This is a genomic window from Mycobacterium sp. NGS22 (genome assembly GCF_059813095.1).
The window spans coordinates 51,628-72,853 of the sequence record NZ_JCALDY010000021.1; the positions used below are offsets into that span (position 1 = coordinate 51,628).

20 protein-coding genes, 1 tRNA gene and 1 pseudogene are annotated in these 21,226 nt (G+C 63.0%); 11 read left to right on the forward strand and 11 right to left on the reverse strand.

The window, feature by feature from the left end; translation table 11 throughout:
* Positions 1–5: 5 nt before the first annotated feature.
* The 6 genes from AC5Y47_RS19000 (at position 6) to AC5Y47_RS19025 (ending at position 5,210) form a co-directional block, all read left to right on the forward strand.
* Positions 6–1,523, forward strand: coding sequence for a TldD/PmbA family protein (locus AC5Y47_RS19000; protein WP_499945802.1), 1,518 nt, complete (start codon positions 6–8; stop codon positions 1,521–1,523).
* Entirely contained in the window at positions 1,520–2,893 is a 1,374-nt protein-coding gene (locus AC5Y47_RS19005) for a metallopeptidase TldD-related protein (RefSeq protein WP_499945803.1), read from the forward strand. Before AC5Y47_RS19000 ends, AC5Y47_RS19005 begins: the two co-directional genes overlap by 4 nt.
* 41 nt (positions 2,894–2,934) lie before the next feature.
* Positions 2,935–3,780 carry a carboxymuconolactone decarboxylase family protein gene (locus tag AC5Y47_RS19010; RefSeq protein ID WP_499945804.1) on the forward strand — a complete coding sequence of 282 codons (846 nt, stop codon included), beginning with the start codon at positions 2,935–2,937 and terminating at the stop codon, positions 3,778–3,780.
* Between the two features lie 102 nt (positions 3,781–3,882).
* A complete protein-coding gene (locus tag AC5Y47_RS19015) occupies positions 3,883–4,542 on the forward strand; it encodes an Rv1352/Rv1906c domain-containing protein (RefSeq protein WP_499945805.1) in 660 nt (219 codons plus the stop codon).
* A gap of 64 nt (positions 4,543–4,606) precedes the next feature.
* On the forward strand, positions 4,607–5,080 hold the full coding sequence (locus AC5Y47_RS19020) for a nitroreductase family deazaflavin-dependent oxidoreductase (RefSeq protein WP_499945806.1): 474 nt from the start codon (positions 4,607–4,609) through the stop codon (positions 5,078–5,080).
* Positions 5,081–5,133: 53 nt separating this feature from the next.
* Positions 5,134–5,210: transfer RNA gene (locus AC5Y47_RS19025), tRNA-Ile, on the forward strand.
* Between the two features lie 97 nt (positions 5,211–5,307).
* On the opposite strand, the gene AC5Y47_RS19030 is transcribed toward AC5Y47_RS19025, so the two are convergent.
* The 5 genes from AC5Y47_RS19030 to AC5Y47_RS19050 all read right to left on the reverse strand — a co-directional run bounded on the left by AC5Y47_RS19030 (position 5,308) and on the right by AC5Y47_RS19050 (position 9,302).
* Positions 5,308–5,667, reverse strand: a complete 360-nt coding sequence (locus tag AC5Y47_RS19030) for a hypothetical protein (protein ID WP_499945807.1) — start codon at positions 5,665–5,667, stop codon at positions 5,308–5,310.
* A 342-nt stretch (positions 5,668–6,009) separates the two neighbouring features.
* The gene (locus AC5Y47_RS19035; RefSeq protein ID WP_499945808.1) at positions 6,010–6,504 is read right to left on the reverse strand and encodes a RusA family crossover junction endodeoxyribonuclease; all 495 of its coding nucleotides are present in this window, start codon (positions 6,502–6,504) and stop codon (positions 6,010–6,012) included.
* Between the two features lie 252 nt (positions 6,505–6,756).
* Entirely contained in the window at positions 6,757–7,614 is an 858-nt protein-coding gene (locus tag AC5Y47_RS19040) for a hypothetical protein (RefSeq protein WP_499945809.1), read from the reverse strand.
* Positions 7,611–8,288, reverse strand: a complete 678-nt coding sequence (locus AC5Y47_RS19045; protein ID WP_499945810.1) for a hypothetical protein — start codon at positions 8,286–8,288, stop codon at positions 7,611–7,613. The genes AC5Y47_RS19040 and AC5Y47_RS19045 overlap by 4 nt, the downstream gene beginning before the upstream one ends.
* Before the next feature lie 591 nt (positions 8,289–8,879).
* Positions 8,880–9,302, reverse strand: coding sequence for a nitroreductase family deazaflavin-dependent oxidoreductase (locus tag AC5Y47_RS19050; protein WP_499945811.1), 423 nt, complete (start codon positions 9,300–9,302; stop codon positions 8,880–8,882).
* A 213-nt stretch (positions 9,303–9,515) separates the two neighbouring features.
* On the opposite strand from AC5Y47_RS19050, the gene AC5Y47_RS19055 reads away from it, so the two are divergent.
* Positions 9,516–9,749: a type II toxin-antitoxin system Phd/YefM family antitoxin gene (locus tag AC5Y47_RS19055; RefSeq protein WP_499945812.1), complete on the forward strand. Its 234-nt coding sequence runs from the start codon at positions 9,516–9,518 to the stop codon at positions 9,747–9,749.
* Positions 9,730–10,125: a PIN domain-containing protein gene (locus AC5Y47_RS19060; RefSeq protein ID WP_499945813.1), complete on the forward strand. Its 396-nt coding sequence runs from the start codon at positions 9,730–9,732 to the stop codon at positions 10,123–10,125. Before AC5Y47_RS19055 ends, AC5Y47_RS19060 begins: the two co-directional genes overlap by 20 nt.
* A 488-nt stretch (positions 10,126–10,613) precedes the next feature.
* Here AC5Y47_RS19060 and AC5Y47_RS19065 read toward each other — a convergent pair whose 3' ends face one another.
* Together AC5Y47_RS19065 and AC5Y47_RS19070 are read right to left on the reverse strand one after the other, a co-directional pair.
* Positions 10,614–13,196, reverse strand: a complete 2,583-nt coding sequence (locus AC5Y47_RS19065; RefSeq protein ID WP_499945814.1) for a serine/threonine-protein kinase PknD — start codon at positions 13,194–13,196, stop codon at positions 10,614–10,616.
* A 108-nt stretch (positions 13,197–13,304) separates the two neighbouring features.
* A complete protein-coding gene (locus AC5Y47_RS19070; protein ID WP_499945815.1) occupies positions 13,305–13,442 on the reverse strand; it encodes a hypothetical protein in 138 nt (45 codons plus the stop codon).
* A gap of 398 nt (positions 13,443–13,840) precedes the next feature.
* Here AC5Y47_RS19070 and AC5Y47_RS19075 point away from each other — a divergent pair, with 398 nt between their 5' ends.
* Entirely contained in the window at positions 13,841–14,605 is a 765-nt protein-coding gene (locus tag AC5Y47_RS19075; RefSeq protein WP_499945816.1) for an RsiV family protein, read from the forward strand.
* A 52-nt stretch (positions 14,606–14,657) separates the two neighbouring features.
* On the opposite strand, the gene AC5Y47_RS19080 is transcribed toward AC5Y47_RS19075, so the two are convergent.
* From AC5Y47_RS19080 to AC5Y47_RS19090, 3 genes are all read right to left on the reverse strand, one after another.
* A complete protein-coding gene (locus AC5Y47_RS19080; RefSeq protein WP_499945817.1) occupies positions 14,658–15,503 on the reverse strand; it encodes a CDP-diacylglycerol diphosphatase in 846 nt (281 codons plus the stop codon).
* A gap of 88 nt (positions 15,504–15,591) precedes the next feature.
* Positions 15,592–17,508 (reverse strand): asparagine synthase (glutamine-hydrolyzing), encoded by a 1,917-nt coding sequence (gene asnB / locus AC5Y47_RS19085; RefSeq protein ID WP_499945818.1) that lies wholly within the window; start codon positions 17,506–17,508, stop codon positions 15,592–15,594.
* A gap of 253 nt (positions 17,509–17,761) precedes the next feature.
* The gene (locus AC5Y47_RS19090) at positions 17,762–18,250 is read right to left on the reverse strand and encodes a glutathione peroxidase (protein ID WP_499945819.1); all 489 of its coding nucleotides are present in this window, start codon (positions 18,248–18,250) and stop codon (positions 17,762–17,764) included.
* An 88-nt stretch (positions 18,251–18,338) separates the two neighbouring features.
* On the opposite strand from AC5Y47_RS19090, the gene AC5Y47_RS19095 reads away from it, so the two are divergent.
* A complete protein-coding gene (locus tag AC5Y47_RS19095; protein ID WP_499945821.1) occupies positions 18,339–19,232 on the forward strand; it encodes a TPM domain-containing protein in 894 nt (297 codons plus the stop codon).
* 11 nt (positions 19,233–19,243) lie between these two features.
* Here AC5Y47_RS19095 and AC5Y47_RS19100 read toward each other — a convergent pair whose 3' ends face one another.
* The gene (locus AC5Y47_RS19100; RefSeq protein ID WP_499945822.1) at positions 19,244–20,485 is read right to left on the reverse strand and encodes a putative hexosyltransferase; all 1,242 of its coding nucleotides are present in this window, start codon (positions 20,483–20,485) and stop codon (positions 19,244–19,246) included.
* A 119-nt stretch (positions 20,486–20,604) separates the two neighbouring features.
* On the opposite strand from AC5Y47_RS19100, the pseudogene arr reads away from it, so the two are divergent.
* Positions 20,605–21,040 (forward strand): annotated as a pseudogene (gene arr / locus AC5Y47_RS19105) (NAD(+)--rifampin ADP-ribosyltransferase).
* The last annotated feature ends 186 nt before the right edge of the window (positions 21,041–21,226 follow it).

Genomic DNA, 21,226 nt, shown 5'->3' on the forward strand with positions numbered 1-21,226 from the left:
GACCCGTGACACCGAACCGGGGGATCGATGCCGACTTCCTGGACCTGCCGCGCCACGAGTTGGCGGACGCCGCCCTGTCGGCGGCCAGAGCGGCCGGGGCCAGCTATGCAGATCTGCGGATCCACCGGCTCAGCACCGAGATCATCCAGCTGCGCGACGGCGAACTGGAGACCTCGGTGCTCAGCCGCGAGGTCGGTCTGGCGGTGCGGGTGATCGTGGCCGGCACCTGGGGATTCGCGTCGCATTCCGAATTGGCACCCGACGTCGCGGCCCGGACAGCGCGCCACGCGGTGCAGGTGGCGACCGTGCTGGCGGCGCTGAACACCGAGCAGGTCCGGTTGGCGCCCGAGCCGGTGTATGCCGACGCCAGCTGGGCATCGGACTATCAGATCGACCCGTTCGGGGTCCCGGCGACGGAAAAGATCGGGGTGCTGCAGGACTATTCCGGGCGACTGCTGGACGCCGACGGGGTCGACCACGTGTCGGCCGGCTTGACCGCCGTGAAAGAACAGACCTTCTACGCCGACACGTTCGGATCCTCGATCACCCAGCAGCGGGTGCGGCTGCAGCCGTCGTTGGAGGCGGTGAGCATTGACGCCAAGGCGGGCAGCTTCGACTCCATGCGCACGCTGGCGCCGCCGACGGCTCGCGGTTGGGAAGCCGTCGCCGGCGACGACGTGTGGAACTGGTCCGCCGAACTCGCCGAGCTCCCCGACCTGCTCTACGAGAAAGTGCGTGCGCCCTCGGTGGTGCCCGGTGCCACGGACCTGGTGATCGACCCCACCAACCTGTGGCTGACGATCCACGAATCCATCGGGCACGCAACCGAATACGACCGGGCGATCGGCTACGAAGCCGCCTACGCCGGTACCTCGTTCGCGACCCCGGACAAACTCGGCAGCATGCGCTACGGATCCGCAGTGATGAACGTGACCGCCGACCGCACCGTCGAATACGGTTTGGCCACAGTGGGTTACGACGACGAAGGGGTGGCCGCCCAGTCCTGGGATCTGGTGCGCGACGGGATGTTCGTCGGGTATCAGCTGGATCGTGTTTTCGCGCCCCGGCTGGGCGAGTCGCGTTCCAACGGATGCTCCTACGCCGACTCGGCGCACCACGTCCCGATCCAGCGGATGGCGAATGTGTCACTGCAACCGGGGCCCGAGGACGTCAGCACCCAGGACTTGATCTCGCGGGTCGACGACGGCATCTACATCGTCGGCGACAAGTCTTGGTCTATTGACATGCAGCGCTACAACTTTCAGTTCACGGGCCAACGCTTCTTCCGGATTCGGGACGGAGAGGTGTACGGGCAGTTGCGCGACGTCGCGTATCAGGCCACCACCACCGACTTCTGGAATGCGATGGAAGCGGTGGGTGGTCCGTCGACCTGGCGGTTGGGCGGTGCACTCAATTGCGGCAAGGCCCAGCCCGGTCAGATCGCCGCGGTCAGCCACGGTTGCCCGTCGGCACTGTTCCGTGGCATCAACGTGCTCAACACCCGGACCGAGGGCGGCCGATGATCACGCCTCAGCACGTCGTCAACATCGTTCTGGACGAGGCGGCCAAGAGCGGCCGCGCCGACGAGACCATGGTGCTGGTGACCGACAAGGTCGAGGCGACGCTGCGTTGGGCGAACAACTCGATGACCACCAACGGCGTCACGGTTACCCGCAGTGTGACCGTGATTTCGATTGTGCGACAAGGCGACAGCGCCCACGTCGGCGCGGTGGTCTCCGGCGAGTCCGACCCGTCGGTGCTGCCTGGTCTGGTGGTGTCGTCTCAGGACGCCGCGCGTTCGGCGCCGGAGGCCGGGGACGCCGCACCGCTGCTGGCCGACACCGGGGAGCCCGCCGACTGGGATGCGCCGGTGCCCGGGACCGGGGTCGGGGTGTTCACCGGGATCGCCGGCCCGTTGAGCAAGGTGTTCCGTGGCCGTGACACGTTGTACGGCTATGCGCACCACAGTCTTTCGACGACGTTCCTGGCGTCGTCGACGGGACTCCGGCGGCGCTACACGCTGCCCACCGGGGCGATCGAGGTCAACGCCAAACGCGGCGACGCCAGCGCGTGGGCGGGCGTCGGAACACCCGATTTCATTGACGTGCCGATGGATTCGCTGCTCGACGACTTGTCGACCCGGCTGGATTGGTCGTCGCGGTTCGTCGAGTTGCCCGCCGGGCGCTACGAGACCATCATGCCGCCCTCAACGGTGGCCGACATGATGATCTACCTCGCCTGGACGATGGCCGGCCGCGGCGCCCAGGAGGGCCGCACCGCGTTGTCGGCGCCCGGCGGCGGCACCCGCGTGGGGGAGCGGCTCACAAACTTGCCGCTGACCCTGTTCTCCGACCCGATGGCACCGGGCCTGGCGTGCACGCCGTTCGTCGCCGCCAGCAGTTCCAGCGAGACGATGTCGGTGTTCGACAACGGCATGGAGATCGGGCAGGTCGACTGGATCCGCGACGGCGTGATCAACGCACTCGCCTACCCGCGCGCCACGGCCGCCCGGTTCGATGCCCCGGTCGCGGTTGCCTGCGACAACCTCGTCATGACCGGAGGGTCGGCGGACCTGGCGGACATGATCGCGTCCACCGAGCGCGGGTTGTTGCTGAGCACGCTGTGGTACATCCGCGAAGTCGACCCGACGACGTTGCTGCTGACGGGTCTGACGCGGGATGGGGTGTACCTGATCGAGGACGGCGAGGTCACCGGGGCGGTCAACAATTTCCGGTTCAACGAGAGCCCGCTGGATCTGCTGCGGCGCGCGACCGAGGCCGGCATCAGCGAGAAGACGCTGCCACGCGAATGGGGTGACTGGGCGACGCGCGCCGCTATGCCGTCATTGCGGATCCCCGATTTCCACATGTCCTCGGTCAGCCAGGCGCAATAGCGGAATTGCCCTGGTTACCCGCGCGCTCTAGCGTGGAAAGGGTGTCTGCTCCCGCTGTCGACGATCGGCTGACGCGGTTGGTGGCGTTGTCGGATGGGCCGCTTACCAGCCTGGTGCGTCACGTGTGTGCGCAGACGCTGTCCCTGCCGAAGCTGCCCGTCGAGGAGGAGATCACCGAACCGGAATGCTCGACGGGGGGCGCCGTCGCCGAGTTCGCCGAGCAGTTCAGCACCGACGTCTCCAGGATCAGCGTCGAGCAACGTTCTCTGCTGTTCAAATACTTGCGGGACAGCACCTTTCGGATTGTGGTGGGAATATTCATCGCCGACTTCGTGCCACGGGTGCGGGCTGGGTTGGAAGCGTTGGATGTCGGATCGGAGTACCTGGGCTGGGTGAACGGCCCGATCGCCTGGGACGACTCGACCGACCCGGCCGGTGAGATGTTCGCTGTCTTCGCCCCCGCCGTCGCCCGGATGCGCGCCCTGGACCCGGTCACCTCCGAGTTGGTCCGGCTGCGCGTCGCGTCCGCCCACAACTGCCGGCTGTGCAAGTCGCTGCGGGAAGGCAACGCCCTGGACGCGGGCGGTTCGGAAGCGCTGTACGACGAGATTTCGCACTTCGAGGCGTCCAGGTCGCTGGATGACCGCGCTAAAGCAGCGCTGCGCTATACGGATGCGTTAATTTGGACCCCTGCGCACCTCGCCGTCGACGATGCCGCCGAGGTGCGCTCACGATTTTCCGAGGCAGAAGCCGTCGAACTCACCTTCGACATCATGCGCAATGCCAGCAACAAGATCGCGGTGTCGCTGGGCGCCGATGCGGCGCGGGTGGAATCCGGGACCGAACGGTATCTGATCGACGCCGACGGCCAGACGGTGTTCGGCTGACGGCGACTGATGAAAGTCGCATGCAGCGCGGTCGCAGTTCTGATGGTGTCTTGCCTGGTGAGCGGTTGTTCCGGGGGCGGTGGGAAGTCAGCTCGACCGGCGGTGGCGCCGCACGATACCGCGACGTCCCACTTGGAGCCCATCTACCCCGGCACGACGGTCTCGATCCCGCCTCCGTCATCGGGGACGACGACGTCCTCGTCGACCACGACGACCACCCGGCCCGCCGGTCGCACCCTCCCGGGCGACGGCACCTTCCGCCTGGGTGTCGATCTGCAGCCCGGCACGTACCGCTCGCCGGGTGGTGAGTCGTGCTACTGGGAGCGCCTGCGGGGCTTCGGAGGTGATACCGCCGACATCATCGTCAACGGGGCCGGGATTCTGCCGCAGACCGTGAGGATCGCGCCGACCGACGCCGGGTTCCGGACCCAGGGTTGTGGCACGTGGACTCTGGACGACGGGACGACGACCACCTCCGCCACGACGCCCGTCTCCTTGCCGCCCAATGCGCAGGCCTGCACGCCGACGTCCGGCCCGTCGGGTGGTCTCGCGCACTCGGCGGTCGGATCCTCCGACACCACCTGCCCGTTCGCTGAACAGGTACGCCAGGCCTACGGCGCCGGCGGCCCGGCCAGCGTGACGCCACGCCAGGTCGAGGCTCTCAGTCCGGTGACCGGCCAGCGCTACACGATGACCTGTGCTGCGACCGGCGCCCTCGTGGTCTGCAACGGCGGCAACGGCGCCGTCGTGTACGTGTACTAATCGGCCCGGCGGGTACGGTCTTACCGTGGCGTTTCGGCGGTATAGCGAAGTTCGTGGTCGACGGTTGCGGTTCGGCGAGGCCGTGGGGGAGCGGATCGCGATGAGCCCGGTCGGCTATCAGCTTGCGCTCCATGTGGCACCGCATATCGACAAGGTGCTGATCCCTCGAACCAACGGCCGCTTCAGTTCGGCGGGTGTGGACAGGGCCGGTCTGGTCACCTCGACCGGCGCGAAGACCGGGCAGCCGCGCGCGACTCCTCTTGTCCTGATTGAGGATTCGGGTACCTTGCTGGCGATCGGGTCGAACTATGGCGGGCCGAAGCATCCCGGGTGGAGCGCCAACCTGAAAGCCAATCCCGAGTGCACCGTCGAGTACAAGGGTCCGCCGCGTAAGTACCGCGCCGAACTGCTCACTGGAGACGAACGCGCTAAGGCGTGGGAGACGGCGGTCGACTTCTACGCCGGCTACGACGCGTATCGCGCCAAGGCCGCGCCGCGCGAGATCCGGGTGTTTCGGCTCACGCCCGTCGAAGGCTGACGGCCTGCGTCTCGTGGGTGAGGCCGCGCTAGTGTCGTGGTCGTTAGCGCCTGGGGGCGGTAGCTCAGTCGGTTAGAGCCGCGGACTCATAATCCGTTGGTCGTGGGTTCGAGCCCCACCCGCCCCACCAAGTGTAGCTAGACGGTCTGCGGGAGGCTGTCCAGCGCTGGGCACTGTGGCCGCCACCAGCCACGGTGTCCACACCGCGTCCATATTCGGCAACGGTTTCAGCAGACAGGTGAAGCCTGAGAATGACTGGCGGCTTCCTCCGCCGAGACAATGCCCTGGGCTTCAAGAGCGGTGTAGCCGCGTGTCTGGAGCAAAGAAACGACTTGGGAGGAGGTGACACCTGCTTTCCTGTTCGAGCAGGCGATGTGGCCGTCATTATTGACTCGCTGCGCATCGAGATAGCCGAAACCATTGTTGTAAAGGTACTTCCAGAACGGGCTTTCCAGGGCGAACGAGTTGTTAACCATTTCTTCGATTGTCTCGGCACCGGCAGTCGGCACTGTGGCCAACCCAACAGTTGCGGCAAGTGCGAACACAGCCATCAACGCCCGCGCCCGAGAGTTATTGACGATCTTCACTGTCTCTCCCAGATGTCGCTAGCAAACTGACATACGACCCATACCCACGCAGCTCGACAGCATAACCGCAGGCGGAAGCGTTGCCACGGGGTAGCGGAAGTGAGTACGGCGGCCAGCAAAACCTATTCTCCTGCGTTGCAGCACGTGGACGGACGACAGCCCTAGCGCAGTTACCGCGGAGTGCCTCTATGCTGGCGTAGCCGCGACACCCACTGGCATTTTGATTACAAGCCAGCTGGACCCACCGTGGTGGCCGGACGTGCTAGTCGCCCCACACGTCCCTTAGCAGAGTCAGACAGGGCGCCGTAAAACTGCATCAGAAGACCGGCACGACATAGGTATTCAAGCGAAAATTTGCTGAGCGGGATTACTGGGCCAGATCACGTCAGCTTCCCAAGGCGCAACCTGTGTAATCGTCAGTACATAGTGGCCGCTGTCGTTGACACTTCGCAGGATGCGGCTCGTTAGGCATTGGATGTCGCGATCGTTCTCGTAAATTGAACCGGCTAGACTGTCGAGCAGACCCTTGACGATGTTGTCGGCATCAATGATTTTGCGTCGCTGCGGTACAACACTAACGACACTCACACAGAGCGGGCCGGCGTGTGGAGGTCCGAAAAGCTCACGATTACTTAGGTATTTCCGAACGAGATGTTTCATTCGTTGGTTCTCTTCGTTTGAAACCTGAGCTGACCACGGTTGAACCGGAATCGGACGTTGGTGCCGTCCGAACAGGGGAGTGCATGCGGGGCACGCAAGCTGCACGACACCAGCAGCCTTTTCGAGCATAGAGAGTGACGCTTCCAGGCGGCGCCGATACCGTGTGGTCCAGAACATGGGCCCGTCGTTGCCCTGTCGTCTCAGAGTCATAAACCATTCGTGTACCTTCTGCTGCTCGGAATCACTTGGTGGTCTGCTGATTCGATCTCTTGTTGCGTTCTCGTAGTGACTCCAAATAAGTTCCATGCGCTCGGATATTGGTGCGTCTTGATCGAGGTGCTGAAGCGCAACGTCAAGCGGATCCGGCGGCTGGAGACCCTCCATAAGTCCCTACTGTCTTAAAGTTTGATCGGGCACAAACGCATGCTGTTACGCCTTCGGCAGGTTGAGATCGTTTGTAGTCCACTCGTTCACAGCGTTTGTCACAGTCGCAGGATCGTCGAGGTCTACCGGCTTATAAATCATCCCGACCAGGTCGGTCGGCATTGATTTAATCGAGATGTCCTTTAGCAGTAAGCATCTGCGTCCAGTCATGACCATGCTACCGACTTCAATCGTCAGATTGTAATTTAGTCCACGGCTACGTCTGTCCTCGAAAATGGCAATCCCGTAGCGACTTGCCCACATGTGCGCAGCCACGTTCGTCCAAAGGTCATCGGACATGGCACGGTCAGAAGCCAGGTGGAAGTTCAGGCCATGTTCCTCAATTTCGGAGCGGGCAGCTGCTAACGCATGTTCGACAGGATCGCCCCCAGAGTCGTCTGGGAAACGTGTCATGCCGAAAACATTGAGGTCAAACGGGTAGGTCTCGGTGAATTTGGTGACTGGCGCCAGAATCGCCGGAGGCGCGAGGGTGGGTGGCACAAGAGTGTGCATTACCGCACCGAGCAGTGCGCCGCCGTAGCTTTGCGTTTCAGCCAGCAGCTCATGGAGTTCGGATTCGGTGACAACGCTATTCGATTGATGTCGCCCAAGCGGGGTGATGCGCCACAATCCTGCACCACCCGCCTTCGTGATGAATCCTGCTTTGGATAGAGCGGCATACATGTTGCCGATCTTGGACGGTGCGGGCAATCCAAGGTTTTCGAACATCGCGGCCACATCTCGAGGCCGCACGAATCCGCCAGTGCTTCGTGCCTCGACAATACGTGCCAGCGCTAACGCTTGATCTGCTGCAGTCAGCAGCTGGAATCGTACAGCAACAGACTTGCTGTGCGGCTTAGTCACTCGCCGTCCAATACCTGAAAGTTGTTCTCACCGACTGCGTTCGAATCTTCGCTGTCTGACTTCGCGGTTGCCTTCTTACGTCGCGACGGGGCGCGGCGAATTGGTTTGCTAAACTTCTCCGCAAACCTCTCAGCAATCGCGGCTTTGCCCGTATTGGTGACGTAGTACTGACCCTTTGCCGCCGAATCCTCGGCGATCCATCGCTGGGTGATTGCGTCTCCGAAGTCGCGAGAGTAGTTGCCAGGTACTGCTTCGCCTGCGGGGCGGAATTGGCTCTTGACTTCTTCACGGGTGAATGAACCTTGGCCCAGCCTCACCTGCAGGTAGTGGCCAATCGCTGTAATTTTCTCCGGATTTCGTTTCGCTTCGCACTCATCGATGTACTCTCCGACGGTAACTTCTGGGTCAATGCCAGTGCCTCCGCCGCCATCAGCAGGCCGATGCTGGTGCGTTACCAGATGAGGCACACGTGGAGCTGATGGAAGATATGTTTGACCGGGTGCCGTTCCGCCGCCGAGAACAGTAGCGATCACTTGTAGTGCCGTGGTCTGGTCCACATTCCGCGTCAGTTCAACACCGGTGCCCTTCACAGAGACTGTGAACATGTCGGGTGCAATCTCGGCGTTGGCGACAGGTTCAGCGACGGGGGGTACCGCTGCAGATTCCTCACCCATGGAAGCCTCCTTGGAGTATGTATCTCCAAATTACAATCTGGGGACATCCGGTGCAAGCGTGTACTCATGTATTCCCTTGTGTCCAGTTGTAATCAACAGGGCGAGTCATGGAAGAATCCTGCATGAAGTCCTCGAACTCTTCGACACCTACGGCGTCCGCACCACGTCCACATGAGTTGCTCAACCTGCTGATTTGCTGCGATGTGCAAGCAGCCGCTGCTAGGCCGACAGAAGGCCTGGAAATTTAGGGGATTGGAGCCGCTGCAGGTGGTTTTGTGGACTCAGCAGAGGTTGCCAGGGGGCGGACCAGGGACTCATAATCCGTTGGTCGTGGGTTCGAGCCCCACCCGCCCCACCAAGCGTTTGTGCAGGTAAAGACGTTTTTAACGTTTGCTGGGCTCAGGTTTGAGCGGCCAAATTGCCTCAGATCTACGCAAGTCTTACGCATTCAAGTGGCACGATAAGCGGTACAAAGTGGCCAACACCACCGCCCCCAGGGTGCCCGGCTGACTCGTGTGCGAGTGCAGCAGCACTGGCAACCAGTGACCCGGTCGCCGGGGCTGTGGCTAACAATGTCATCCGGTTGCGTTGCTAGGCGCACCCTTCGGCGATTTCTCCTACAAGTACGCCCATTCGACGGCTACCAAGTCGGGCGACTAACGGCAATCCATCGGCGGAGCCGCCTGCGGGCACAACACACACATGAGTGATATGTAGGACCTTTTCCGAACGCAGCACGTCGGCTTCGCCAGCGGCCACAACATTTTTGACCCAATCGGTTTGGCCATGACCTAAGAGAATCGCCAGCACGTTCTTTCTGCGATAAGCCTGGACAACAGTCTCGTACGGGTTGCCCGACTTGCGTCCATGGTGGGTGATGATGGCGAACGTCGGCATGAAACGCGCCACCCGCCGCGCTACCGGGTTCATATATTTCATCTGCAACCTGTCGACCCACGCCGGGAAAAGCATCGGCATGCCCGGAGCACTGTTGGGATGGTTCTTGACTGGCATCGCGGACTCCATTCCAAAGGTGCGAGTACGCAGTACCGCCGGTACCGCTTGGTGCCCGAACGTACCTGGCGCGCGAACAGGCGGCAAGACTAGGAAACGGTGCCCGCCCTCACCCCACCCGGCAGGGGCGTGGGAGTTGGAGGGGACTAAAGGACCGGCCATGTAGATCATGATCTACATGGCCGGTACACTGCCACTGTGACAAATGTAGGGATGCGAGAACTGCGCCAAAATCCCGCTCCCGTCCTGCGTGAGGTTGAGAATGGCGCGGAGGTGACCGTGCTGGTCAACGGCCGCGCCGTCGCCCGGATCGTGCCACTCGAAACGCCAGCCTGGGTAACAGGGGAACAGGCCGGTCGCATCTACGGAACGGCTGTCGACGCCGGTTGGGAAACCGAACTGCGTGAGACCCGCGAAGAAGACATCGTTGACGACCCCTGGGTTTAAGCGAGTCATCCTCGACACCAGCATCCTGGTAGCAACTGATGCCGACTTGTCGGGGCTGGTCTGCCAGATCAGCTCGGTGAGCTATGCGGAGCTTCACTTCGGCGTTCACGCCGCTCCGGACGACAATGCCAGGTTGAATCGTCAGCACCGGTTAACCATGATCCAGTCCGTCTATGGCCGTGGCATCGCCTTCACCGACAACACCGCTCACCATTACGGCCTGCTGTGCGGACGCCTACGAGCCCAGGGCCGGAGTCCGCGCGGTCGCGCCATGGACGTCATGATCGCCGCCACCGCGCTGACCCTTGGCGTCGCGTTGGTCACCAGGAACACAATCGACGTCGAGGGGCTCGGTATCGAACTACTGCAGCGTTGACGCACGGCCTTGTGATGCCGTCGATTCCTGCCTGCTCGGGTGCGTCTCATCGATGCCGCTGGCACCGAACACTTGAACAGGTCACTTTCCTGTTCGAGCAGGCGACGTGACCGTCGTTGTTGACTCTCTGCACGTCGAGATAGCCGAAACCGTTGTTGTACAGGCGTTTCCAAGGACGGGCTGGCCAGGGCGAAGGCCCGGTGCTCGGCAGATTCGATGTCGTTGTGCGGCGCCAACTTTCAGCGCTAATCGTCCGTCGCCGATGTTGGTGCTGCGGTCGGGATGCCGATTGATCGGCAACCCGCCAGCAGCCGTGTCGATGCCATCGAGTAGATGGTGGGCACGCTCGGTGATCCCCGGCATGCCATGACGAGTCGCAGTTCGCATCGGTTCGACCCTGCTGAGCACGCTGGTGACGAACGGCTCGTCTTTGTGCGTTTGCACCCATTCGATCAACGCGGGAGACGCCATCACGAGGTGAAATGCGATCAGCTCGGCGGCAGTTTCAACACCCGGTTGTTGCCGGCATCCGCCACGTAGACATTCCCGGCGGCATCCACAGCGACGCCTTGTGGATTGCGAAGGCCGTTGAACGGCAAGGTGATTGCCGTATTCGACTCCTTGACCAGCTTCAGAACCCGATTGCCGTGGCTGTCGGTCACGTACACGTTGCCGTCGGTGCCGACCGCCACCCAGTCCGGACGGCCGATCACGTAGGGCAGGACAGTGTCGACCGTCGCCGTCCGGGGCAGTTTCAGCACCCGCTCGTTCTCCCGATCGATGACGAAGACGGCGCGGTCCCCACTGACCGCCACGGCCGAGGGACCCGACAAGCCCGCAAACGGCAACTCAGTCTGCTTTCTTGAATGCACACCCAGGGCCAGCACCCGATTGTTGGTCGCGTCGGTGACCAGGACGGCGCGGTCGGCGCGCGGATCGCGCGAACTGACCGCCACACCCGTGGGCTCCCCGAGGTTGGTGAACGGCAGGATGACCGGGCTGGTCGACCCTGCCGTCAGCTCCAGCACTCGGTGCCGTGTCGGTTCGGTGACCACCAGGTCGCCCGCCTCGTTGACTGCTATGTCGTCGGGATGGTCCAGGCCCGCGATCGGTACCTCGGTCTGGCTGGTCGAGCCTCCCTCCACCTCGAGCACCCGGTTGTTGCCGCTGTCGACGACGAAGACGTCGCCCTTCGCATCGACCGCAATGCCAGCGGGTCCGGCGAGACCGGTAAACGGCAGCTGGATCTGACCCCGCGCCTTCGAATGCAGCGGAAATTGCTTGAGCCCGAAGAATGCGGCGACGGCGACGACAAAGACGGCCGCAGCGACGGCAAGGGCGCGGCGACGGTTGCGCCACGCGGCCCAGGGCGGCTGGGTTTCAGTCTTGCCAGAGACGTTGGTGAGTGCCGCCCGGGCAGCCCCAGCCAGTTCGTTCGCGGTCTGGTAGCGCTCATCGAGTTCCTTGGCCATCCCGCGAGCGATGACCTCGTCGAAGCCGGCGGGTATCGCCGGATCGAGGCTGCGAAGCGAGGGCGGCTCGCTGAACAGATGAGCGGCGGCCAATCCCTCCACGCCCCCACCAGAAAACGGCGCCCGCCCAGTCAGACATTCGAAGAGCACGCAGGCCAGGGAGTACACATCGCCGCGGGCATCGGCGATGGTCTCGAGCTTGAAGCGCTCGGGAGCCATATATGCGGGAGTCCCTGGATTGAGATTCGTGCGGGTCAAGCGTGTCCCAACTGCGGGCTGCACGAGTCCGAAGTCGATCAAGTACACGAAGTCATCGCCGACGCTCAGCAAGTTCGACGGCTTCACATCACGGTGCACGAGCCCCGCCTGGTGCGCTGCATCCAGCGCCGCAGCCGTCTGCTCGATGACCCGGACCGCCTTGAGCGGGCTCATTTGACCGTCGCGGCGAAGCAATGTGTGTACATCGATGCCGTCGATGATCGGCATCACCAGGTACAGACGCCCGTCTATCTCGCCGGCGTCGTAGATCGGGATGATGTTCGGGCTGGCCAGTCGGCCCGCCGCCGAGGCTTCGCGACGGAACCGCTCCTCATAGCCGGGCTCGGTAGCCAGTTCCGGCCGCAGCACTTTCACGGCCACGTCGCGGTCCAGCACGGTGTCGTGGGCGCGATATACCGAGCCCATGCTGCCCTGACCGAGCAAGTCGAAAAGCCGATAGCGGCCGAACTCCACTCCGGTTGCGGGTTCCGCCGCTGCGGCGACGGGGGAGGCGAGCGCGTCTCTGGCCGCGAATGCCAGTTCGCGGACGGTGGGATAACGGTCTTCGGGCTTCTTGGCCATGCCACGGGCAATAACGTCGTCAAATCCAGTCGGGATTGCGGGGTCGACGTCGGTGGGCTTGGGTGCCGAACCCTCCGAATGCGCGGTGACGGATTGTTCGAGGCTGTCGCCTGTCACGGCGTGCTGCCCGGTCAGGCACTCGTAGAGCACACAGGTCAGTGCGTAAGTGTCGCTGCTGGGTTCGGCGGGACCGGGACCGAAGCGTTCCGGCGCCCGGTATGGCCAACTTTCGACCGCACCGTCGCCAGCGGCTTGGGTAGGACCGGCCACCCCGGCATCGAGCAGAAACACAATGTCGCCACCGACTACGAACAGGTTTGACGGCTTCACATCGCCGTGAACCAGCCCGGAATCATGCAGAGCCGCCAAAGCCGCGGCGGTTTGCTCGACCAATCGCACCGCCGACCTCGGACTCATTGGTCCGTCGCGACCGAGCAAGCTCTGGGCATTGATGCCGTCGAGGATGGGCATCGACAGGTAGAGCCGTCCGTTGATGTCGCCGACTTCAAGGACCGGGATGATGTGCGGATTGTTCAGCCGGGCCGCGGTGGCGACCTCGTCTCGGAGCTGCTCGCGCCGCCCGGGCTCACTCGTCGACTCCGGCGGAAGTATCCGGATGGCCACGTCGCGATCCATCGTCGTGTCATAGGCCCGATAGACCGTGCCTGTGCCGCCCCAGGGCAGCGTCTCGAGTAGGCGGTAGCGCCCGAAGACCTCGCCCGCCGCCTCCGCTCCCACCGAGTCTCCCTCCGAGCGCACGAACGGTGCCTGGATGCTACAACGCCTGCGTGCGGCGCCCGGGAGCTTTCGTCGGGTCGGTCTAAGTGCTCATGTGACGGTGCTACCTCGCGCCGATTGATGCGCCGGTCAACAGTTCCGGCGCTTCGCTTCGGGAGGGTAGATGCCCTCGACCCCGAATTTCGGCAATACCTCGACCAGCTGCTTGGCGTTGATGAGGTCTTGGATCCTGGCGTTGCCGAGGAAGTACTGGGTGCCGCCACCCACCCTAACCGATCCCTGCGCACTCGTCTCCCTCTCCGCCACGAGGGCGCCGCAGCGCAATTGGCAGGTCGCTGAGTGTGTTGTACCGCGTTGTGCGCCAGCGTTTTTCATCTGATGCCGGCTGAACGTGGTCGGTGTCTGTCCCGCCCCTTCTGAAACCTTCTGTGGTGCAACAGGTGCTACCAACTCACTTCCTCGACCAGGAAGTCGGGCGCCGGTCTCGGGCCGTGACGGTGACGACGTCCGCGCAACCCTATGACCGATGGATACGGCGCGACTTCGCCCAGACGTTTCGAACGGCTACCCTGAATAAGCGGTAGCTCCGTCTGCCCCTCGCAGCGATGCTGCACGCCAATCTCTCGTCCGCGGCGCCATGCCGCGTTGTTTGGAGGAATTCACACATGCGTCTGTTCAGCGTTGCCGTCATCACGGCTGCGGCAATCCTCGGTTCGTCTGCTGTGGCGGTGGCGGCGCCGAAGGATTACTGCGCCGACCTCAAGGGCAGCAATACCGGCGGCACGTGCGAGATCCAACTCTCCGACCCCGCATACAGCGTCGACATCAGCATCCCGATGGATTACCCCGACCAGCAGCCGATCGCCGATTTCATCTCCCAGACGCGCGATGCGTTTGTCAATGCGGCCAAGTCGGGTGGGACCCAAAGTAAGCCCTCTGAGCTGCGGATCAAGCCCACGGAGTACAACTCGGCAATTCCGCCGCGCGGAACGCAGACGGTGGTGTTCAAGGTGTACCGGAACGTCGGCGCGCAGCCGCAGACGACGTTCAAGTCGTTCAACTGGGACCAGACCTATCGCAAGGAAATCCTTTACACCGCCGCATCGGACGACAAGAAGCACACGCCGTTGTGGCGGGTCGATGATCCGCTGCGAGTCGTAGCGCCCGTCGTCCAGGCTGAGCTGGCAAAGCAACAGGCACCGTCTCCGGCCGGGACGCCCACGCCGTCGCCGCAACCGGGACAGCCGGTCACGAGCACGCCACCACCGGCGTCACCGGTGGCGCAGACTGCGCTGTACAACCCTGCCAATTACCAGAATTTCGCGGTGGTCAACGACGGGGTGATCTTCTTCTTCGACCAGGGCACGCTGCTGCCCGACGCCACGCAGGTGCTGGTGCCTCGGTCCGCGATCGACCCAATGCTGGCCTGAGACCCACTGCGGCACCGCGTATTTCGCCGCACGAAGGTACCTGCCGCTTGAGTCAACTCCGCGAGATAAGGTCTTCGATCGCTTGGGTGCCCCAGTCGTTGCCCAGGCGCAGTTCGGGGTTGTGCTCCGGCTCTCCGGGGTCAGGTTTGCCTTGCGTGGCAAGTATGTAGAAGCCCTTGCTGGGCGCAGCAGAGACAACGGCTATCGACTGCTGGAACATGTCGTTCTGCGCGATGTGTTCCTTCACCAGCTTGAAGACATTCGTGTCGAGATCGTTGACCCGCACGATCCGGTAGACGTGGCCCGTCACGGAAAACATGCTCGTGTTCCACTTCGACAGATCCGTCGGGATCCCCTTGAGGCCGTTCAGCTGCGTTCTGGCCTGATGCTGAAAACCGGTGAGGTGAATGTGCAGCTGATCTTGCTTGCGACCGTGAAACGAGTTGATTCCCAACATGACGTCGACGCCCTGGAACCGCTTGGTCGCCTCATCCCAGGCCGGCTTCCACAGATTGAATGCCTTGGGCCCCCAGATTTCTGGGCATTCGACTCCCGTCACGCGAGCCCTCGGTATCGCCAGCAGGTCGTGCTTGCCCTGGCCACCGTCTTTGAGCGCCCATGATTCGTTGACGAAGATGTTGGGCGACGGATTTGCCGGGGGAGGAGCGTGGTCCTTGACGGCTCTCCACAGTTCGAGTCTGGGACCGGTGTCGTTCGGGGACCCGCAGTTGTCGGGCGGGTGGAACCCAGGGTCGGCTTGGGCCGACCACAGCGCTGTCCCAGGAGCGCGCAAGCCCGAACCCATCAGCCCGGAGATGGCGAGGACAGCTACGCCCACCAGGACTGACGTGACGAGCAAAGTCCTCTTACCGATGCCTGCACCGCTTGAATACACCATCTACGACTCCCTGATCAGCAGGATCACCGACCTAGCAATATAGCTGCGCGGAAGGCCAGGCGCGCTGGACCGTTTGCGGGAGATCAACTCACGTCATCGAAAACAGGTCCTGCATCACGATCACGCTGGCAACCCGCTGCAGCCCACCTTCCACCGCGATGCGCTGATCGTCGGGTGACTCGAGCAGTTCGTCGAGCGCCGTCGAGACCCGGTCCATGTCATAGATCGGCTGATCCTTCGCCGCTTGCGAGGCAAACGTGTCCCGGTAGAAGACCAGCATCGGGTCGTTCGGGTCGCGCGTCGGGGGTGTGGTGAACGGATGCTTCTGCCGGTCATACACCTCGGGTATCAACACGTCCTTCGCAGCCTCACGCAGGACATGCTTTTCGCGGTTGCCTCTGACTTTCAGGTTCACCGGCACCCGAGCCGCCGCCTCGGCCACCCGATGGTCCAGGAACGGCACGCGGCCTTCGATGGAGTGAGCCATCTCCATCCGATCGGCGAGGTAATTCAGAATGAAGTTCGGCAGTACCGTCTTGGCGTTGATGTAGAGCATCTGGTTCAGGTGGTCACGACCGGCGACGCGTTGCGCGATCGGTAGACGATCCAGCGCCGAGATCAGCGGCTGAAACTCCCGCACCGAAGTCGGGAGGTCGTCGCGTAGCAGCGGCGCCACGCTATTGGTTTGCGCCGCACCGACATTGAGTGTCGCAGGTAGCCAGCCGAGCCTTCGCTCCACGGCCTGCATCTCCGGACTGCTGACTTGATCCGGCATCATCAGCGCCCGAGTCGCAGCATTGGCGCCCAGCATCTCGTCGAGCAACGCCAGTCGCTCATCCGCGCTCAACGTCGCGTCGTTGTTCAGCGCGTCGACCCGGTAGTACGGGTACCCGCCGAGCATCTCGTCGGCGCCCTCGCCGGTGAACACCACCTTGATGCCTGCGGCCCGGACGGCACGACTGAGGAGGTATTTGGCAACCCCGTGGCCGTTGAACATCTGCGTTTCGGCGTGCCAGATCGCATCGGCGAACGACTCGGCAATCTCGCGTCCGGTGATCGGTATCGGGTGATACGTCGCGCCGACGCGCTTGGCCTGCGCTTCGGCAACGCTGGCCTCGTCATAGAGCGGGTTTTCGAAGGTGAGCGTGAACGCGCGAATCGGGCGACTCGTTTCCTGCTGCGCGAGTCCCAGCACGGCACAGGAATCGATGCCGCCACTCAGATACGAAGCGACCTCCACGTCGGCGACCAGCCGTTGCCGCACCGCATCCTGCAGGGCTTGACGAAAGTCGCCGACGATTTCGGCTTCGCTGCGGGTGTCCGCGCGCATCTGATCAGCCGTCAGGATCTCCCAATCCCAGTACGGGTAGATGCGAACATCGCCGTCTCGGGCGATCGCGTAACAACCCGGCGGCACGGTACTGATCCCGGCGAATTCGGTTTTCTCGTGCGATCTTCCGAACCCTCCGGTGGCGCCCTCGAGATCCCACCTGGCCGGTACGCCCAGCGCCACCAACGCCTTGATCTCCGAGGCGAAGTACACGTCGCCGCCCAGCGCCGCGTAGTAGAGCGGTTTGACTCCGAAACGATCGCGGATCGCATACATCGCGCGTTGCCGTTCGTCGGCGATGATGACTGCGAACTCGCCGCTTAAGGACGTCGCGGCCTGGATGCCCTGTTCGGCATAGAGGTGCAGCGCGATCTCGCTGTCGCTTTCGGTGGAGAAGCGATAGCCGCTGGCGCGAAGACGCTCGCGGATCTCGCGGTACCCGTAGAACTCGCCGTTCACCACCACATGCACGAGACCATCCGGGCTCGTCATGGGTTGAGTCCCGTTGCGCAGACCGATGATCGACAACCGCGTGTGCCCGAGCGTCCACTGCCCGTCCCGCGATGTCCAGGTGCCGTATCCGTCCGGACCGCGATGTTCCAAGAGCTTGAGCGCCGCATCCCGCCGATCGCTCGAAAGGCCACGGCGTGTCATCGCGGCGAATATCCCGCACATCCTCGTGCCCTCCTCACCTGGCGTGGTCGTGACGCATCGACCTGCGAGTCGGCACCGAACCCCGCCTTTGGAGCCTAGCCCCGTCCCGGTAGCGAACGCAGGACTCTCGCGCAGTTGGCCCGATTGACGTCAAAGGCGCTGACCCTCAACCTCTTTGAGGACGCTCAGACAGAGTGTTGTCCATTTCGCCGCGCCCGGGTCCTCGGTCGGGATCGCCCAGGTGCCAACCGGCGGCTTACCCGATAGAGGGAAGTCACCGGGGTAGCACGGCCTCGATAGCGCTGATGACCTCCGGCGCGTCTGGCTCGGTCCGTGGCCGAAACCGATTCACCACCTCACCGTCCGGCGCCACCAGGAACTTCTCGAAGTTCCACTGGATGTCGCCGGCTTTCCCGTCGGAGTCGGCGGCCTTGGTGAGTTCGGCGTAGAGCGGATGGCGGTCGTCGCCGTTGACGTCGGTCTTCTCCAGCAGCGGGAACGTCACCCCGTAGGTCGACGAGCAGAACGTCTGGATCTCTTCGGCGGTGCCCGGTTCCTGACCCATGAACTGGTTGCATGGGACGCCGACGACCGTCAACCCCCGCCCGCGATAGTCCTTGGCCAACTTCTCCAACGCCGCATACTGCGGAGTGAGTCCGCACTTGGAGGCGACGTTCACCACAAGCGTTGCGCCGCCGGACAATTCAGCTAACGTGGCCGGTTTGCCGTCGAGGGTTGTCAGTGCGATGTCGTTGATGGTCACGCGATGACGCTAACACCGTCCCCCTGACCCAGACACGGGTCGCCGCGGTGGCACATCCGACGATCTGACGGCGGACTAGATTGCCCTCATGCGCATTGTTCGCCTGTTCGGTGTAGTACTGACAATCCTTGCGGCAGCCTTGTTGCTGATGAGCCCGGCGGGCGCTCAACCACCGTCCAAGCTCACCGATCACGTCACTGATGGCACCGGGGCATTGACGGGATCCGACCGGGCGGCGGTCAGCGCGGCCGTCGACCGGCTCCACCGCGATCGGCACATCCAACTGTGGGTGGTCTACGTCGACAACTTCAACAGGTTCAAACCCGAGAACTGGGCCGATCGAACGCGCGAAGCCAGCGGGATGGGTGACCACGACGCGCTGTTGGCTGTAGCCACCAACACCAAGCTGTACACGTTCACCGTGCCGCCGAAAGCCCTTACCGCCGACGAGTTGAACAGTCTGCAACGCAACGACATCGACCCGAAGGTGGCCGCCAGAGACTGGAGCGGTGCGGCGCTCGCCGCGGCCGACGGATTGAGCAAATCGGCGAGCCCCGCACAACGGATGTGGCTGCGGCCGGCGATCATCGTCATCGTCGTCGCGATCGTGCTCCTGGCGCTGTTGCTCCTCTATCGGCGACGTCGGCGACGCAGGGCGCCGGCCGATGCGGGCCCGGTCGCCACCGACGCGCGGGGTTACTCGTTGGCGCAGGCTTTGTCCACCGCGGACTCCAGAGTGCGCCAGGTCTCCGATTACGTGGCCAAGTACCGTGACCGCATCGGCGCCGAGGCGCTCGCTCGATCCGAGGAGGCCCGAAGGCATCTGGCGGCCGCGCACGACAAACAAGCAAGCAATGAGCAAGAGGCCATCGCCTATGCCAACCGCGCCTCGACGCTGGCCGCGCAGGCGCAGGAGCAGGCAAACTCTGACGTGCTCAAGGCCAGCGCTGCACGACGTCGTCGCAACAGCACCGCCAGATAGGGACCGGAGGCTTACCCGGCGAAATCCTTCGTCACGAACAGCATGTGGATGATCACCGTCTGCGCGGCGAGCATCGCGAGGCCGATACCCATGACCAAGACTCTCGCTCTGCGGAACTTGGCGTAGAGCAGTGCCAGCGCCACATAGACGCTCAGGCACGGCAATGCGTATCGGTGCACCGCCACAAAACTGCTGTTGATGGTGAAGAAGACGATCGAACACAGTCCGAAGATGCCGAGGGGAATGCCGGCGCCTCGATGCCGGAACAGTAGGTAGAGTGACGACCCGAAAATCGCCGCGAGGCAAATAAGCGGGATCGCGAAATTCACGGTGATGTTGTTGTCGAAACTGCGGATGCCGAGGACCGCTTGAGTCGTTTCGTGTATGGCTCTGCAAATCGAATAGAGGAAATTCGGCTCGAAATTAAGATAGTTCCAGGCATTGGAGTAGGCGTGGAACATCGCGAAGAAATCGTGGCGATAAATTGCGAGATACAAGCCGTACAGCAAGAACCCGACGGGGGCCAAGCCGAAATAAGCGAGGTTGCGGTTGCACGCTGTTTTGATGTTCCAGTTGTAGGCCCGCAGGTATTCCAGTCCGCACAGGCCGAAGAAGAGTACGGAAGGCAGGCGTGTCGCGGTGAGGAACGCCAGCGTGAGCGCCATGAACAACCATTGCCGGCGCAGGGCGAACGCGTACGCCCAGAACCCGAGTGCGACGAAAATCGCTTCGGTATAGAACAGGTGCATGAAGACAGCGGCCGGCGCTGCGAGAAACAGTCCGACGGTGATGTGCCGAGTGCTGCGAATTCCCAACTCCCGCGTGATCGTCAGCAGCGCGGCGATGGCCAAGCCAAGACAGGCGGTATTCAGCAGCAGGCCCAACTGGGGGTAGGGAATGCTATGAAAAGTAGTGACGCCCAGTGCGCCGAGAGTCAGGGGAAAGAGCGGATAGAAGGCGGGCGACTCGGCGCTGCCGAGGTAGCGCTCGTTCACGATGTTCAGATACCACTTCGCATCCCACAGCATCGTGTGATCCAAGAATCCCGACTGATTGGAGAAAAGGGTTGCGCCCAGGATGGTCATTACTGCTTGCCATAGCAGGGCGCATATCATCGCGATTCGCAGATCGGAATTCGTGATCGAGTTCGACCACCGAGCTGTCGCCGGTGTGGTGGGGGGCCGATCGGCCGGTGCTGCATCAGGGGACGATTCAACCGTTGCAGCAACAGGCTCGTCGAGCTTCTGTCGCACATTCCCTCCTAAGCGCCGGCCGTCCTACCCTTTACCCACTTCGAGGTCGTGACGAATCAGGAGTCCCGGCAAGACGCGGCTACACTGCTGTTCGCGAGAACCCCCGTGACACCTCGAGGATGGTTGTGACTCCCGCGCCGAAACCTTTCGAAGTTCATCCGTCGGGTGCGCTGCTGCACGGCACCAAAGGCGGAGCTTGCCGTGGGCGATCTGTTGGTGCCGGGGCGCCGGTCGAATTACGACGCCGACCGCCTGTCGAATCACGTTTACCTGACCCGGACCCTCGATGCAGCGGTGTGGGGAGCCGAGCTGGCGCAGGGCGACGGCCGCGGCCGGGTCTACATCGTCGAACCGGAAGGTGTGCTGGAGGACGACCCGAACGTGGCGGACAAGAAGCTGCCCGGTAACCCCACCCACTCCTTCCGCACGCGGGAGCCGGTGAGAATAGTCGGCGAGCTCACGGACTGGGAGGGGCATTCCCCCGAACAACTCCAAGCCATGCGGGACGGGTTGGCCGACTTGCAGCGGCGGGGACTTGCCGTCATCTACGACTGAATACGTTGCGCGCCAACGGTTTCCGAATCGACTCGACGAACCGAACGAGGCGTCGCTACCGTGTTGGGAGAATTCGGGCTTTCAGCTTTGCGGGGGAATCCTCGACCGGATTTCTGTCGAATTTCCCACCACGGGCTCACGCCGAAAGCCGTCACTTCACATCCAAAGCCAAAGCTTCACAACGAG

What these genes read in the sequence shown, in the direction of transcription:
- AC5Y47_RS19005 (WP_499945803.1), top strand. Translation starts at nt 1,520, where the DNA reads ATGATCACGCCTCAGCACGTCGTCAACATCGTTCTGGACGAGGCGGCC.
- AC5Y47_RS19035 (WP_499945808.1), bottom strand. Translation starts at nt 6,504, where the DNA reads ATGTTCTGGACCACACGGTATCGGCGCCGCCTGGAAGCGTCACTCTCT.
- AC5Y47_RS19045 (WP_499945810.1), bottom strand. Translation starts at nt 8,288, where the DNA reads ATGGGTGAGGAATCTGCAGCGGTACCCCCCGTCGCTGAACCTGTCGCC.
- AC5Y47_RS19050 (WP_499945811.1), bottom strand. Translation starts at nt 9,302, where the DNA reads ATGCCAGTCAAGAACCATCCCAACAGTGCTCCGGGCATGCCGATGCTT.
- AC5Y47_RS19055 (WP_499945812.1), top strand. Translation starts at nt 9,516, where the DNA reads ATGCGAGAACTGCGCCAAAATCCCGCTCCCGTCCTGCGTGAGGTTGAG.
- AC5Y47_RS19075 (WP_499945816.1), top strand. Translation starts at nt 13,841, where the DNA reads ATGCGTCTGTTCAGCGTTGCCGTCATCACGGCTGCGGCAATCCTCGGT.
- AC5Y47_RS19080 (WP_499945817.1), bottom strand. Translation starts at nt 15,503, where the DNA reads ATGGTGTATTCAAGCGGTGCAGGCATCGGTAAGAGGACTTTGCTCGTC.
- asnB (WP_499945818.1), bottom strand. Translation starts at nt 17,508, where the DNA reads ATGTGCGGGATATTCGCCGCGATGACACGCCGTGGCCTTTCGAGCGAT.
- AC5Y47_RS19095 (WP_499945821.1), top strand. Translation starts at nt 18,339, where the DNA reads ATGCGCATTGTTCGCCTGTTCGGTGTAGTACTGACAATCCTTGCGGCA.